Here is a 15347-nt window from a genome sequence, read left to right on the forward strand (position 1 = left end):
CTTTCACCCTGATGGTTTGCCACATGACGGCGTCATGTGCGGAGGTGATACACGTCATGAGCCTTATCTTCTCCTTCACGGCTTCTTTGCGTGCTGGCTTTGCGTCAGCGTTATCCTGTTTCCCGTCTTTATTTCTTTCCTGCCACCCTTTTATTCGCTTCGGTAATTATCCCGACACAAGCGCTGGCTAACCTCTGACACGTCAAAGTGGGCAAGTGGCCCGACCGACGTGGTGTGAATTATTCGCGGCCCTTTTTTCCCCTGTCGTGGCGGAGTGTTTTACACTTAGGTCATGCAAGGGGATTATCTGGGCGCATGACGCTGACAGAGCATGACGTAATATGTGGCAATGAATTTCCCTACATCCGGCTGTTGAGTCGGATTACAGTATTATCTTTCAACGGAAAATTGAGGTTCGTGATGTCTGACGGCATGAAGAATATCAAGGGTTCGTCAGCTGGCGAACAAGGTGCTCTCCGCTCTATGCAGGAGGTGGCGATGAACGATCAGGACGCCAGCCTGATGCTGCGGACCTATAACATTGCCTGGTGGGGCAATAACTATTATGACGTGAATGAACTGGGTCATATTAGTGTCTGTCCCGACCCGGATCGCCCGGACGTGCGCGTTGATCTGGCAAAACTGGTGAAAGAACGTGAGGCGCAAGGCCAGCGTCTGCCGGCGTTGTTCTGTTTTCCGCAGATCCTTCAGCACCGCCTGCGCTCAATCAACGCCGCGTTCAAACGCGCGCGTGAATCCTATGGCTATACCGGTGACTACTTCCTGGTTTATCCCATCAAGGTTAACCAGCACAAACGCGTGATTGAATCGCTGGTGAACTCCGGTGAGCCGTTGGGCCTTGAAGCCGGATCAAAAGCGGAACTGATGGCGGTGCTGGCGCATGCCGGCCACACCCGCTCAGTGATTGTCTGTAACGGTTATAAAGATCGTGAATACATTCGTCTGGCGCTGATCGGCGAAAAAATGGGGCACAAGGTTTATCTGGTTCTGGAGAAGATGACCGAAGTGCGCCTGGTGCTGGAAGAAGCGGAACGCCTGAATGTGGTGCCGCGCCTCGGCATTCGTGCGCGTCTGGCGTCGCAAGGTTCCGGTAAATGGCAGTCGAGCGGTGGCGAGAAATCCAAATTTGGCCTGTCTGCCACGCAGGTGCTGAAGCTGGTTGAAATCATGCGCGAAGCCGGACGCATTGACAGCCTGCAACTGCTGCACTTCCACCTTGGCTCTCAGATGGCGAATATTCGCGATATCGCCACCGGCGTGCGCGAGTCGGCACGTTTTTACGTGGAGCTGGCGAAGCTGGGCGTCAACATTAAGTGCTTCGACGTCGGCGGCGGCCTGGGCGTGGATTATGAAGGGACGCGTTCACAGTCTGACTGCTCGGTAAACTACGGGCTGAATGAATACGCTAATAATGTTATCTGGGCCATCGGTGCCGCCTGCGACGAACACGGACTTGAACATCCTACCGTCATCACCGAGTCCGGTCGCGCCGTAACGGCGCACCATACGGTGCTGGTCTCTAACATCATTGGTGTTGAACGGAACGAATTCAGCAAACCTGAAGCGCCCGATATCGATGACGCGCCACGTCCTATCCTGAGCATGTGGGAAACCTGGCAGGAGATGCACGAGCCGAATACGCGCCGCTCTCTGCGTGAATGGCTGCACGACAGCCAGATGGACCTGTTTGATATTCACACCGGCTATTCGTCAGGCATTTACAGCCTTAAGCAGCGCGCCTGGGCTGAACAGCTGTACCTGAGCATTTGCCATTATATTCAGCAGCATCTGGATCCCAGCAACCGCGCACATCGCCCGATTATTGATGAGCTGCAGGAGCGCATGGCGGATAAGATCTATGTGAACTTCTCGCTGTTCCAGTCGATGCCGGACGCGTGGGGCATCGATCAGCTGTTCCCGGTGCTGCCACTGGAAGGCCTGAATAAAAAGCCCGAACGTCGGGCCGTGCTGCTGGATATAACCTGTGACTCCGATGGCACCATCGATCATTACGTGGACGGCGACGGCATCGCGACGACCATGCCGATGCCGGAATATGATGTGGAGAACCCACCGATGCTGGGCTTCTTTATGGTCGGCGCGTACCAGGAAATTCTGGGCAACATGCACAACCTGTTTGGTGATACCGAAGCGGTGGATGTCTTCGCATTCCAGGATGGCGAAGTGGAAGTACAGCTTTCCGATGAAGGCGATACCGTGGCCGACATGTTGCAGTATGTGCAGCTGGACCCCAATGAGCTGATGACGCTGTTCCGTAAACAGATTCAGACTTCTGAACTGGACGAAGACCTGCGTGAGCAGTTCCTGCAGGAGTTTGAAAGCGGTCTGTATGGCTACACGTATTTAGAAGACGAATAACGCCCTGCGAAGCGCTTGCAGCCGGGCGGGACATTGTTGATAATCGGCGGCAACACATCCCTTCCTCGTCGGGCCTAACGACGCGGAGGGGATTTTTTTTATCTCAACCTGAAAGGTGTGCGGGCCCGGCCCGGTTCAGACATTAACAGAGGACGACTTATGTACAATACCCTCGGTAATCAGTACGACAATTCACTGGTTTCTAACGCCTTTGGTTTTATGCGTTTTCCAGTCAATTTTCAGCCTTACGACAGCGACGCAGAGTGGGTGATCACCGGCGTTCCGTTTGATGCAGCAACCTCTGGCCGTCCAGGCAGCCGTCTTGGCCCTGGTGCCATCCGTCAGATTTCAACGAATCTGGCCTGGGAAGGCTGTCGCTGGCCGTGGGATTTTGACCTGCGTCAGCGCCTGAATGTCGTCGACTGTGGCGATCTTGTTTATGCCTTTGGCGACTCTCAGGACCTGTCTGACAAGTTGCAGGCTCACGCAGAGAAGCTGCTGGCTAACGGTAAACGTATGATGACGTTTGGCGGCGATCACTACGTCACGCTGCCGCTACTGCGTGCCCACGCGAAGCACTTCGGTAAAATGGCGCTGGTGCACTTCGACGCGCATACCGATACCTATTCTAACGGCCCCACGTTTGACCATGGCACCATGTTCTTTACGGCGCCAAAAGAGGGCCTGATCGATCCGCAGCACTCCGTCCAGATCGGTATCCGTACCGAGTTCGATAAGAGCCTGGGCTTTAACGTGCTGGATGCGGCGCAGGTTAACGACCGCAGCGTGGACGATATCCTGGCGGAAATTAAGCGCACCGTTGGCGATCTGCCGGTTTACCTTACCTTTGACATTGACTGCCTGGACCCTGCGCATGCGCCGGGTACCGGTACGCCAGTGATCGGTGGCTTAACGACCGATAAAGCGACCAAGTTGATTCGGGGTTTGCAGGGCATGAATATTGTCGGGATGGATCTGGTGGAAGTGGCCCCGGGCTATGATCACGCCGATCTGACCGCGCTGGCTGCCGCAACGCTGGCACTGGATATGTTACACGTTCAGGCCGCCAACAAAGGCTAATGCCACAGCGGGATAACGCAGCGTTATCCCGCTGATTCAGGCTTACTTGCTGTCTGCCGCGATACGATCGCGAATGTGTTGTGCGCGGGCTTCAGAATCAGGGTGCGAATCGAACATAGAGCTCTGGCGACCCTGTTCCAGTTTCGCCAGTTTTTCAAAGCTGGTCGCTAATCCGACAGGGTCAATTCCCCGTTTTTTAAGCAGATCGTAAGAGTAGTCATCCGCCTGCGTTTCCTGAGTCTGGGAGAACTGCGCATTCACCAGTTTTTCGCCCATATCGCCCAGTTGTGACTGCGACAGCGAGCCAATGATGCCTCCTACGGACGCGGCAGCGGTGCGCGCGGCGGTCGTGGTAAAGGCAACCTGCATCGCTTTACGTGTATGGCCCAGCGCGACGTGACCCATTTCGTGCCCCAGCACCGCCTCCACTTCATTGTCGTTCATCATGTCCATCAGGCCGCTGTAAACGCGAATACAGCCGTTGGCCATCGCCCAGGCATTCACATCTTTGGTCTGGTAGACCTTATAGTTAGCCGGCGTACCGTTAATGTTGTCGCCCAGTGCGGCCGCGATTTTATTCAGACGTTGCTGGTATTCGCTGTTCGCCGGCGCGACCTGATTGTCTTTGTCCATCTGGGCACAGGATTGATCGCTCAACTGCTTCACCTGGGCATCGCTTAATGTGTACGCCTGGAAAGCCTGTGCACCTGACTGCAGCAGGCCGTTGTTATTCATCCCTTCGCAGCCGCTTAACAGCGCGATCATCCCCAAAGCCAGTACCGTTTTCTGAATTTTCATTCCATCTTCCCAATAGTAACAAGATAAAAAACAATCACCTGACGCGGTGGCTGGTGATCGAACTTACTGGTTATAGTCGGCGGTAAACCGTTTTGCTAGCAGACATTACCGGAAAAGCCAAACGCGCCGGGCATATTTCGCGTTTTACGACATTACTTTTAGGCCGTTTTTCATGTACATTGTTGTGAAAGTTTCCCCTCGCTTTGCCCGATAACTGATTAATTACAAAAGGTTAAGGCGCAAATCGTTAATCCGAAATGGAGTAGAAGATGCCCTCTCGTAAAGATCTTGCCAATGCCATTCGCGCGTTAAGTATGGATGCAGTGCAAAAAGCTAAATCGGGACATCCGGGTGCCCCTATGGGCATGGCGGATATCGCCGAAGTGTTATGGCGTGGCTACCTGAATCATAATCCAACTAACCCATTGTGGGCTGACCGCGACCGTTTTGTGCTGTCGAATGGTCACGGTTCGATGCTGATCTACAGCCTGCTGCATCTGACCGGTTACGATTTGCCCATCAGCGAACTGGAAAACTTCCGTCAGCTGCACTCTAAAACCCCGGGTCACCCTGAGTACGGCTACACCGTTGGTGTGGAAACCACCACCGGTCCGCTGGGCCAGGGCATTGCCAATGCCGTGGGTTTTGCCATCGCTGAGCGCACATTAGCGGCGCAGTTCAACCGTCCGGGTCATGACATCGTAGACCATAACACCTGGGTGTTTATGGGCGATGGTTGCATGATGGAAGGCATCTCACACGAAGTCTGCTCACTGGCCGGTACGCTGAAGCTCGGTAAGCTGGTGGCCTTCTATGACGATAACGGTATTTCAATCGATGGCCATATCGACGGCTGGTTTACCGATGACACCGCTAAGCGTTTTGAAGCCTATGGCTGGCATGTGGTGCGCGGTGTGGATGGGCATAACGCGGATGCGATCGCGAAAGCCATCGAAGAAGCGAAAGCCGTAACCGATAAGCCTTCACTGCTGATGTGCAAAACCGTGATTGGTTTCGGTTCACCAAACAAAGCGGGCACCCATGATTCACATGGCGCGCCACTGGGTGACGACGAAGTGGCCTTGACCCGTAAGCAACTGGGTTGGGAGTATCCGCCATTTGTTATCCCGTCTGAGATTTATGCCGAGTGGGATGCTAAAGAAGCGGGCCAGGCGAAAGAAGCCGCGTGGAATGAAAAATTTGCCGCTTACGCCAAAGCCTTCCCGGAACTGGCTGCTGAATTCAAACGTCGCATGAGCAACGAACTGCCAGCTAACTGGCAGCAAGAGTCGCAAAAATTCATTGAGCAGTTGCAGGCGAACCCGGCGAAAATTGCCAGCCGTAAGGCCTCGCAGAATGCGATTGAAGCGTTTGGTAAGATCCTGCCGGAATATCTGGGCGGTTCAGCGGATTTGGCACCCAGTAACCTGACTATCTGGTCGGGCTCTAAGCCAATCAATGAAGATGCTGCGGGTAACTACATCCATTATGGTGTGCGTGAGTTTGGTATGACCGCGATTGCTAACGGTCTGGCCCTGCACGGCGGTTTCCTGCCTTATACCGCAACCTTCCTGATGTTCGTGGAATATGCGCGTAACGCGGCACGTATGGCTGCGCTGATGAAGATCCGTCAGATCATGGTGTATACCCATGATTCAATCGGTCTGGGTGAAGATGGCCCGACGCACCAGCCTGTTGAGCAGATGGCAAGCCTGCGCACGACGCCGAACATGAGCCTGTGGCGTCCGTGTGACCAGGTTGAATCTGCCGTGGCGTGGAAATATGCCATTGAGCGTAAAGACGGCCCAAGCGCCCTGATCTTCTCGCGTCAGAACCTGGCACAGCAGGAGCGTACACCCGAACAACTGGCCAACGTGGCCCGCGGTGGTTATGTCCTCAAAGACAGCGCAGGCACGCCAGAACTGATTCTGATTGCCACCGGTTCCGAAGTGGAACTGGCCGTCGCGGCTTACCAGAAGCTTACCGAAGAAGGTCGCAAGGTGCGCGTGGTGTCTATGCCATCGACCGATGCTTTCGATAAACAGTCCGAAGAATACCGTGAATCTGTTCTGCCAAAAGCCGTTGCGGCGCGCGTCGCTATTGAGGCTGGTATCGCCGATTACTGGTTTAAATACACCGGGCTGAACGGGGCTATTGTTGGGATGACCACCTTTGGTGAGTCGGCTCCTGCTGAGAAGCTGTTCGAAGTGTTCGGTTTCACGCTCGACAACGTTGTCGCAAAAGCAAAAGCGTTGCTGGCGTAATGCCACAATCCTGACGCGTGCCTGCGCGTCAGGATAGCAATAAAAAGGGGGCGCTTTCTGCCCCCTGACTGACGCAATTATTCCTGGAGTAATCGCTCATTTTTGCTCAATTATGTGATGCAGATCCAAAAATTCGCAGCTCGCTTGATCGCAGTCATTCCTGTTATTCCTCACTTCTATTATTCTCGCTGAACCGTTTCAGTTATGGCGCGTTCACCCTGCATCGGGTAAGAATCTCCTGTACAAAACGTGGTGAAACGCTCAGGCTATCTGCACCTTTTTTTCAGTCTGGTTTGGCAGGAGAAAGATGACCATTCGGGTTGCAATAAACGGCTTTGGTCGCATTGGACGCAACGTGTTGCGTGCACTGTATGAAACGGGACGCCGTGCTGAAATCACCGTGGTGGCGATTAATGAGCTGGCGGAAGCCGCAGGCATGGCGCACTTATTAAAATACGACACCAGTCATGGCCGTTTTGCACTGGATGTTCGCCAGGAGCGGGACCTGCTGTGGGTGGGAGAAGATACCATTCGTATTCTGCACCACGCCGGACTGGACGCGCTGCCCTGGCGCGAACTCAATGTCGATGTGGTACTGGACTGTACCGGCGTTTATGGTTCCCGCCAGGATGGTGAAGCCCATCTGCGCGCTGGCGCTAAAAAAGTCCTGTTTTCCCATCCGGGTGGTCACGATCTTGATGCCACCGTCGTGTACGGTGTTAACGAGCAGGAACTGAAACAAACGGACTGTATTGTCTCGAATGCCTCCTGCACCACCAACTGCATTATTCCCGTGATTAAGCTGCTGGATGATGCGTTTGGGATTGAGTCGGGCACGGTGACGACGATCCATTCGGCGATGCACGATCAACAGGTGATCGATGCCTATCACAGCGATCTGCGCCGCACGCGTGCAGCCAGTCAGTCTATTATTCCGGTGGACACGCGCCTGGCGGCAGGCATTACGCGTATTTTTCCGAAATTTAACGATCGCTTTGAAGCCATTGCAGTGCGTGTGCCGACGATCAACGTGACCGCCATTGATCTCAGCGTTTCTGTGCGTCAGCCGGTTAAGGCCTGTGAGGTTAACGCCTTGTTGCTGAGCGCGGCAGAAGGGGCGTTTCGTGGTATAGTTGACTATACGGAGTTGCCGTTAGTCTCAATAGATTTCAACCATGATCCGCACAGTGCCATTGTGGACGGTACACAAACGCGGGTCAGCGGTCAGCATCTGATCAAAACCCTGGTCTGGTGCGACAACGAATGGGGCTTTGCTAACCGAATGATCGACACGACGTTAGCGATGGCCGCAAGCGGTTTCAGGTAAGACGCGGTTTGCGTCTGGCAAAACTTATGAGAATCAACGAGAGGGTTCACCATGTCCGTAATTAAGATGACCGATCTGGATCTTGCTGGCAAACGCGTTCTAATCCGCGCCGATCTCAACGTGCCGGTAAAAGAAGGGAAAGTGACGTCAGATGCACGTATCCGTGCGTCTCTGCCTACCATCGAAGCTGCCCTGAAGCAGGGCGCTAAAGTGATGGTTACCTCTCACCTGGGTCGTCCGACCGAAGGTGAATACAACGACGAATTCTCACTGCTGCCTGTAGTGAACTACCTGAAAGAAAAACTGAACGGCACCCCGGTAACGCTGGCGAAAGACTACCTTGACGGCGTCGATATCGGCGCGGGCGAGCTGGTTGTGCTGGAAAACGTTCGCTTTAACAAAGGCGAAAAGAAAGACGACGAAGCGCTGGCAAAAAAATACGCAGCACTGTGTGACGTGTTCGTGATGGATGCTTTTGGCACCGCCCACCGCGCCCAGGCCTCTACACACGGCGTGGGTAAATTTGCGCCTGTCGCCTGTGCGGGCCCGCTGCTGTCGGCTGAGCTGGACGCGCTGGGTAAAGTGATGAAAAACCCTGAGCGTCCGCTGGTGGCCGTTGTCGGTGGTTCAAAAGTCTCAACCAAATTTGATGTGCTGCAGTCGCTGGTCAAGATTGCGGACACCGTGATTGTCGGCGGTGGCATTGCGAACACCTTCGTCGCTATCGATAACAAAGTGGGTAAATCGCTGTATGAGCCAGACTTTGTTGAAGCGGCAAAAGGCCTGCGCGATCAGTACGGTATTCCTGTCCCAACCGACTCACGCGTTGGCACGGAATTCTCTGAAACTGCCCCGGCAACCGTGAAAAAGGTTTCGGAAGTGGCAGATAACGAAGAGATTATGGACTTCGGCGACGAAACCGCTCAGGCCATGGCAACCATCCTCAAGAATGCGAAAACCATTCTGTGGAATGGCCCGGTTGGTGTGTTTGAGTTCCCGAACTTCCGTAAAGGCACCGAGATTGTCGCTAACGCGATTGCAGACAGTGACGCGTTCTCTGTTGCAGGTGGCGGTGATACGCTGGCTGCTATCGATCTGTTTGGCATTGAAGACAAAATCTCCTATATCTCGACGGGCGGCGGCGCGTTCCTTGAGTTCGTTGAAGGCAAAAAACTGCCTGCCGTTGCCATGCTGGAAGAGCGTGCGAAGCAGTAATCCTTTGGGGGCGGTGCCTGGCGGCACTGCCTGAAAACTCGCCCGATACCGGGCGTTTAAATCGCTGTCCCCATGTTGGGGATAACCGGTCACGAAACAGGACACAATCATGTCTAAAATTTTTGATTTCGTAAAACCCGGCGTTGTCACTGGTGACGACGTTCAGAAGATCTTCAAAGTAGCGAAAGAGAATAAATTCGCTCTGCCAGCGGTTAACTGCGTCGGTACTGACTCAATTAACGCTGTGCTGGAAGCCGCCGCGAAAGTTAAAGCCCCGGTTATCGTACAGTTCTCTAACGGCGGTGCTGCGTTCATCGCCGGTAAAGGTTTTAAAACCGACAAGCCACAGGGCGCCGCCATTTTCGGTGCGATCTCTGGCGCACAGCACGTGCATCTGATGGCTGAACAGTATGGCGTGCCGGTTATCCTGCACACCGACCACTGTGCCAAAAAACTGCTGCCGTGGATCGACGGTCTGCTTGACGCAGGCGAAGAGCACTTCAAAAAAACCGGCAAGCCGCTGTTCTCTTCTCATATGATCGACCTGTCTGAAGAGTCACTGGAAGAAAACATCGAAATCAGCAGCAAATACCTGGCGCGCATGGCGAAAATCGACATGACCCTGGAAATCGAACTGGGCTGCACCGGCGGTGAAGAAGATGGCGTGGACAACAGCCACATGGACGCTTCTGCCCTGTACACCCAGCCAGAAGACGTGAACTACGCGTACGAAAAACTGAATGCGATCAGCCCGCGTTTCACCATTGCGGCATCCTTCGGTAACGTCCACGGCGTTTACAAACCCGGTAACGTGAAACTGACCCCAACCATCCTGCGTGACTCCCAGAAATTTGTCTGTGAAAAACATGGCCTGCCGCACAATGCGCTGGATTTCGTGTTCCACGGTGGTTCAGGTTCTTCTGCTGCAGAAATCGAAGAGTCTATCAGCTACGGCGTGATCAAGATGAACATCGATACCGATACTCAATGGGCGACCTGGGACGGTATTCTGCAGTACTACAAAAAGAACGAAGGCTATCTGCAGGCGCAGCTGGGTAACCCAGAAGGCGCTGATAAGCCGAACAAGAAATACTACGATCCACGCGTCTGGCTGCGCGCTGCGCAGGCATCCATGGTGGTGCGTCTGGAGCAGGCGTTCAAAGAACTCAACGCCGTTGACGTTCTGTAAGTAGCGTTGCTCAGCGCTGAGGTCGTCAGGACGTCAGCGTGACTGACTCTGTCCCGATCAGCCGATCGGGACTTTTTTTATCCCGCCTTTGCACACCTTTCTCTTTGCGCTTTTGATGAGTCGACGTCCGGTTACAGCGGCATCGCTTACCACCTTTTATGCTCAAAAACTTCTCAACAGGGAAGGGCGAAGCGAGGGGAGTCAAACGCATTGTGGCGACGATTCAGGCTGCCCGTCCTCATTATGGTGCCATGTAATTTGGCACCAGGCTAAATAATTGATTACCCTTAATCCCTGGGTGTCGGATTACATCTGGCAGTTTTTGTTTTTCCCCTCGGGGATTCATCAACAGGGCTTACAAATGGAAGACTTGAATGTTGTGGATGGTATCAACAGTGCCGGTGGCTGGTTAGTACACAACCAGGCGCTGATTCTGAGTTATGCCGTGAATATCGTTGCGGCTGTTGCCATCATTATTGTCGGGATGGTCATCGCCAGAGTGATTTCAAACGCCGTTAATCGTCTGCTCATCGCGCGTCATATTGACGCCACCGTGGCAGACTTTCTTTCCGCGCTGGTTCGTTATGGCGTCATTGCGTTTACGGTGATTGCTGCGCTGGGACGCGTTGGCGTGCAAACCGCGTCGGTCATTGCCGTGCTGGGTGCGGCAGGTCTGGCCGTCGGCCTTGCGCTACAGGGCTCATTGTCCAATCTGGCAGCCGGTGTACTGCTGGTCACGTTCCGTCCTTTCCGTACCGGTGAGTTTGTTGATCTGGGCGGCGTGATGGGCACCGTACTGAATGTGCAGATTTTCTCGACCACACTGCGGTCGGCGGATGGCAAGATTGTGGTGGTGCCCAATGGCAAAATCATCAGCGGGAATATCATCAACTTCTCGCGTGAACCCGTGCGCCGTAATGAATTCATTGTCGGCGTGGCCTATGAAGCCGATGTGGATGAGGTGATTGCCCTGCTGCGTGAAGTGGTGGAAGCCGATCAGCGTGTCTTAAAAGATCGTGGCATCCAGATTGGCCTGAATGAATTGGGCGCTTCATCGCTGAATTTCGTTGTGCGTTGCTGGAGCAACAGTAGCGATCTGCAGGACGTTTACTGGGATCTGCTCAAGAACTTCAAACGTGCGCTGGATAACAAAGGCATTGGTATTCCTTACCCACAGATGGATGTCCATCTGCATCAGGTGAACAAACCTGACGCGGAAACTGCGGTCACCCGTTAAGCCGATGGGCGGCAGCCGCCGCCCATTAAAATGGCTAATGACGTATTAATTTTTTCCATTTCCGCTAATCATATCGGCTTCTCTATAATGCCTGACATCTGACTGATGTAAGGATATTTCCCGTGTTATCGATTTATTTTCAAGGGCTTGCTCTTGGGGCCGCGCTCATTCTGCCGCTGGGGCCGCAAAATGCTTTCGTGCTTAATCAGGGCGTGAAACGGCACTATCATCTGATGACCGCCACGCTCTGCTCGCTGAGCGATGTTGTGCTGATCTGCGCGGGGATTTTTGGGGGAAGTGCGCTCCTGCAGCAGTCGCCACTGCTGCTGACCGTGATTACCTGGGCAGGTGTGGCCTTTTTGCTCTGGTATGGCTGGGGCGCATTACGGACCGCTTTTCGCCGCGAGCTGGCGCTGGCGTCAGGCCTGGATATCCGGCAGAGCCGAGGCCGGATCATTGCTACCCTGCTGGCAGTCACCTGGCTCAATCCCCACGTTTATCTCGATACCTTTGTTGTGCTTGGCAGCCTGGGAAGCCAGTTTCCTGATACCCACGCGCGTCAGTGGTTCGCCCTGGGGACCGTCAGTGCCTCTGTGTTGTGGTTTTTTGGCTTAGCCCTGTTGGCGGCCTGGCTTGCGCCGTTACTGCAGACAACGCGCGCGCAACGCCTCATCAACCTGCTGGTCGGCGCGGTCATGTGGTTTATCGCGTTTCAACTCGCACAGCAGGCTATCACAGGATTTTGAGCAAAAGGTAAACGAAAACGGGTTATCCAGACCCGTTTTCCGAACTTTTGTCATTACCTTCACTCCAAGCAAGGCGTAATATGATGCGCGTGCCGGCTTCGGACCCGAAGCCACCGAACTGACCTTTCAAGGAGGACTTTCATGAAACTGAAAGCATTGGCGCTTGTCGCGATGATGAGCGCAGGGGCATTGCCTTTAAGCGCACAGGCTGATGAACTGCCAAACGGACCGCATGTTGTGACGTCAGGCAAAGCGACGGTTGATGCCCGCCCGGATATCGCGACGCTGTCAATTGTGGTGAATGTCTCATCGAAAGATGCCGCAGAGGCAAAGAAACAGGTCGACAGTCGTGTTGCGCAGTATTTTGATTTCCTGCAGAAAAACGGCATCGAGAAAAAGGATATTGAAGCGGCCAACCTGACCACGCAGCCAGAATACGATTATACCAAAGACGGTAAATCGCAGCTGAAAGGTTACCGTGCGGTACGTCAGGTTCAGGTGACCGTCCGCCAGCTGGACAAGCTGAATGAGCTGCTTGACGGCGCGCTGAAATCGGGCCTGAACGAAGTTCGCAGCGTCGAGTTAGGCGTCGCCAATCCTGAGCGCTACAAGCAGCAGGCGCTGAAAGCCGCCATCAAAAATGCGACTCAGCAAGCCACAGAACTGGCAGAAGGCTTTAACGCCAAACTGGGGCCAATCTACAGCATTCGCTATCAGGTCGCTAACTACCAGCCTATGCCGATGAATCGCATGTTTAAAGCCTCCGCGGCAGCGGCCGATACTTCCGCGCAGGAAACCTACGACCAGCAAAGCATTAACTTCGATGACCAGGTTGATGTGGTTTTTGAGATGAAACCCAATACGGCACAGTAAGCTTATCGATGCTGTCGTGAAGCCATCAGCGGCCATGTTTACCAGGTGCGCTTTGCACCGCTGATGCGGTGCCTTTCCATCGCTCAGCAACCTGACGGACTGTCGCAGTCGGCCTGTTCCTTTGCCGGCGGCGCTTTTCCCCCGCATTCCTGCGGGGGCAATCCCTGGTTGATTCCCGCTTTTCAGCGCCCGGTATCACCTGCTGAAATCACGCCCCTGATGGCCATGGAGCCGTGCTGCTTTTAGCAGGGTACACTCTCACTGCAACGCCTGACGCTTGCTGCGGCACAGGGGATTATTCTCTTTAGTTCAGCAGAAGCCCGGACAGGCTGTCCGGTTCCGGGCGGTTTGTCAGGAGAATAAGCAGACCAGGAATGCTGCCCGGTAGCGGCAGAGAGTCGCGTTTGACACCCACCGTCCCCCAGTTTATCCGGCCTTCACTTTCGCCTTTAGCCGCTATTCCATCGTGTCCTGACGCAGAACCCGATGACCATGCGCAATCAGCGCATCGGTGACCCGACGCATCAGTCGGCTTTCCGGTGCAAAACGGTGCCAGTACAACATCCGGCGCTGATACAGCCCCGGTGTCAGATCGATCAGCTCACCGCTCGCCAGTTCGCGCTCAATCTGCAGATGCGGGATCATACAGCAGGTTGAGCCCTGACGGGCCATCTGCACAAAGGCTTCAGAAGAGTTAACGATATGGCAGGGCACGCTGCCCGGCGAAAGATCGAAGTTCTGCTGTAAAAAGGCCTGATGCATATCATCCAGATGGTCAAATGCGACGGCAGGCGCTTTCAGCAACGCGGAACGGGTGACGCCGTTGGGAAAAAAGCGCTCGGCAAAGTCACGGGAAGCCACAAACAGGTAATCCAGGGCGCCCAGTTGATCAACCAGACAACTGGGTAAAGGCTGGGGCTGGATACTGACTGCGCCGACCACTTCGCCACGTCTCAGACGTTCCTGCGTACGGGTTTCATCTTCAACCTGGAGGTTAAGGCGCACCGGCGAATCGGCCAGCACGTCTTTTAATGCAGGCAACAGCCAGGTGGCCAGACTGTCGGCGTTCACCGCCAGGGAGAGCAGTAACGGCGTCGTACCGCTGATTTCATCTCCCAGCCACTCTTCCTCCAGCAGTTCAACCTGGTGCAACAGCGCAAGCAGCTTTTGCCCCTGCTCAGTGGGACGAGGGGGCACGGTGCGAACCAACAGCGGCTGACCAAACAGGTTTTCCAGCTGTTTGATGCGTTGCGATACGGCCGACTGGGTGATGCACAGTTTTTGCGCAGCACGTTCAAAGCCACGTTCACGTATCACTGCGTCCAGCGCCTGAAGCGTTCTGTAGTCCGGGCGTTTCATTATTCTTTTCTCTCCTTCAGGGTGGACGTTACGATGCCACAAATGTGCCTGAGCAAAAGTCTGGGGTATTTTTGTGGGCTGGCTTCCAAAGCATTAAATCCGCCCAATGCATCCGAGCATTTTCAGCAAACCTTGCTTTATACTACGCGCATTTTCTTATCGCACAGGTTCTAAACATACCATGACGCAGGATGAACTGAAAAAAGCTGTTGGTTGGGCTGCACTTGATTATGTCCAGCCAGGTACGATCGTCGGCGTGGGAACAGGCTCTACCGCTGCCCATTTTATTGATGCGCTCGGCAGCATCAAACACCAGATTGAAGGTGCCGTGTCCAGCTCTGAAGCCTCCACGCAAAAGCTCAAAAGCCTCGGTATTCAGGTGTTTGATTTGAATGAAATCGATGACCTGGCCATCTATGTTGATGGTGCCGACGAAATTAATCCCCAGATGCAGATGATCAAAGGCGGCGGTGCCGCGCTGACCCGCGAAAAAATCGTCGCGGCCGTGGCTAAAAAGTTTATCTGTATTGCCGATGCATCGAAAGAAGTCGACGTGCTGGGGCGTTTTCCGTTGCCCGTTGAAGTGATTCCCATGGCACGCAGCTACGTCGCGCGTGAACTGGTCAGGCTGGGCGGTTTGCCTGAGTATCGCCAGAATGTCGTCACTGACAACGGTAATATCATCCTGGACGTGCATAATTTGCGTATTCTGGATCCCATTGAGCTGGAAAAAACCATTAACGCGTTACCGGGCGTCGTCACCGTCGGGCTTTTCGCTACCCGGGGTGCCGATGTGGCGTTGATTGGCGGACCGGATGGGGTCAAAACGCTGAAAAAATAACGCGACGGGCGCATAATT

At 54.2% G+C, this 15347-nt stretch carries 12 protein-coding genes; 10 read left to right on the plus strand and 2 right to left on the minus strand.

Going from position 1 to position 15347, the window contains the following annotated elements; all coding sequences use genetic code 11:
- Positions 1-420: 420 nt before the first annotated feature.
- Both speA and speB read left to right on the plus strand, forming a co-directional pair.
- On the plus strand, positions 421-2400 hold the full coding sequence (speA, locus tag C1N58_RS01070; protein ID WP_033739647.1) for a biosynthetic arginine decarboxylase: 1980 nt from the start codon (positions 421-423) through the stop codon (positions 2398-2400).
- Between the two features lie 159 nt (positions 2401-2559).
- The gene (gene speB / locus C1N58_RS01075) at positions 2560-3480 is read left to right on the plus strand and encodes an agmatinase (protein ID WP_033739645.1); all 921 of its coding nucleotides are present in this window, start codon (positions 2560-2562) and stop codon (positions 3478-3480) included.
- 42 nt (positions 3481-3522) lie between these two features.
- On the opposite strand, the gene C1N58_RS01080 is transcribed toward speB, so the two are convergent.
- On the minus strand, positions 3523-4278 hold the full coding sequence (locus tag C1N58_RS01080) for a metalloprotease LoiP (RefSeq protein WP_006120841.1): 756 nt from the start codon (positions 4276-4278) through the stop codon (positions 3523-3525).
- A gap of 269 nt (positions 4279-4547) precedes the next feature.
- On the opposite strand from C1N58_RS01080, the gene tkt reads away from it, so the two are divergent.
- From tkt to C1N58_RS01115, 7 genes are all read left to right on the plus strand, one after another.
- Complete coding sequence (tkt, locus tag C1N58_RS01085; protein WP_006120840.1) at positions 4548-6542, plus strand: transketolase; 1995 nt, start codon at positions 4548-4550, stop codon at positions 6540-6542.
- A 307-nt stretch (positions 6543-6849) separates the two neighbouring features.
- A complete protein-coding gene (gene epd / locus C1N58_RS01090) occupies positions 6850-7869 on the plus strand; it encodes an erythrose-4-phosphate dehydrogenase (RefSeq protein ID WP_033739643.1) in 1020 nt (339 codons plus the stop codon).
- A gap of 51 nt (positions 7870-7920) precedes the next feature.
- Entirely contained in the window at positions 7921-9084 is a 1164-nt protein-coding gene (pgk, locus tag C1N58_RS01095; protein ID WP_033739641.1) for a phosphoglycerate kinase, read from the plus strand.
- Positions 9085-9193: 109 nt separating this feature from the next.
- A complete protein-coding gene (gene fbaA, locus C1N58_RS01100; RefSeq protein WP_039339288.1) occupies positions 9194-10273 on the plus strand; it encodes a class II fructose-bisphosphate aldolase in 1080 nt (359 codons plus the stop codon).
- 361 nt (positions 10274-10634) lie between these two features.
- On the plus strand, positions 10635-11510 hold the full coding sequence (gene mscS / locus C1N58_RS01105; protein ID WP_006120836.1) for a small-conductance mechanosensitive channel MscS: 876 nt from the start codon (positions 10635-10637) through the stop codon (positions 11508-11510).
- Positions 11511-11632: 122 nt separating this feature from the next.
- The gene (argO, locus tag C1N58_RS01110; protein WP_006120835.1) at positions 11633-12256 is read left to right on the plus strand and encodes an arginine exporter ArgO; all 624 of its coding nucleotides are present in this window, start codon (positions 11633-11635) and stop codon (positions 12254-12256) included.
- A 141-nt stretch (positions 12257-12397) separates the two neighbouring features.
- Positions 12398-13129, plus strand: a complete 732-nt coding sequence (locus C1N58_RS01115; protein ID WP_006120834.1) for an oxidative stress defense protein — start codon at positions 12398-12400, stop codon at positions 13127-13129.
- Between the two features lie 456 nt (positions 13130-13585).
- On the opposite strand, the gene C1N58_RS01120 is transcribed toward C1N58_RS01115, so the two are convergent.
- A complete protein-coding gene (locus C1N58_RS01120; RefSeq protein WP_006120833.1) occupies positions 13586-14488 on the minus strand; it encodes a LysR family transcriptional regulator ArgP in 903 nt (300 codons plus the stop codon).
- A 181-nt stretch (positions 14489-14669) separates the two neighbouring features.
- Here C1N58_RS01120 and rpiA point away from each other — a divergent pair, with 181 nt between their 5' ends.
- Positions 14670-15329 carry a ribose-5-phosphate isomerase RpiA gene (gene rpiA, locus C1N58_RS01125; RefSeq protein WP_033739634.1) on the plus strand — a complete coding sequence of 220 codons (660 nt, stop codon included), beginning with the start codon at positions 14670-14672 and terminating at the stop codon, positions 15327-15329.
- Positions 15330-15347 lie beyond the last annotated feature (18 nt).

The sequence above is a fragment of the Pantoea sp. SGAir0180 genome (assembly GCF_043546245.1).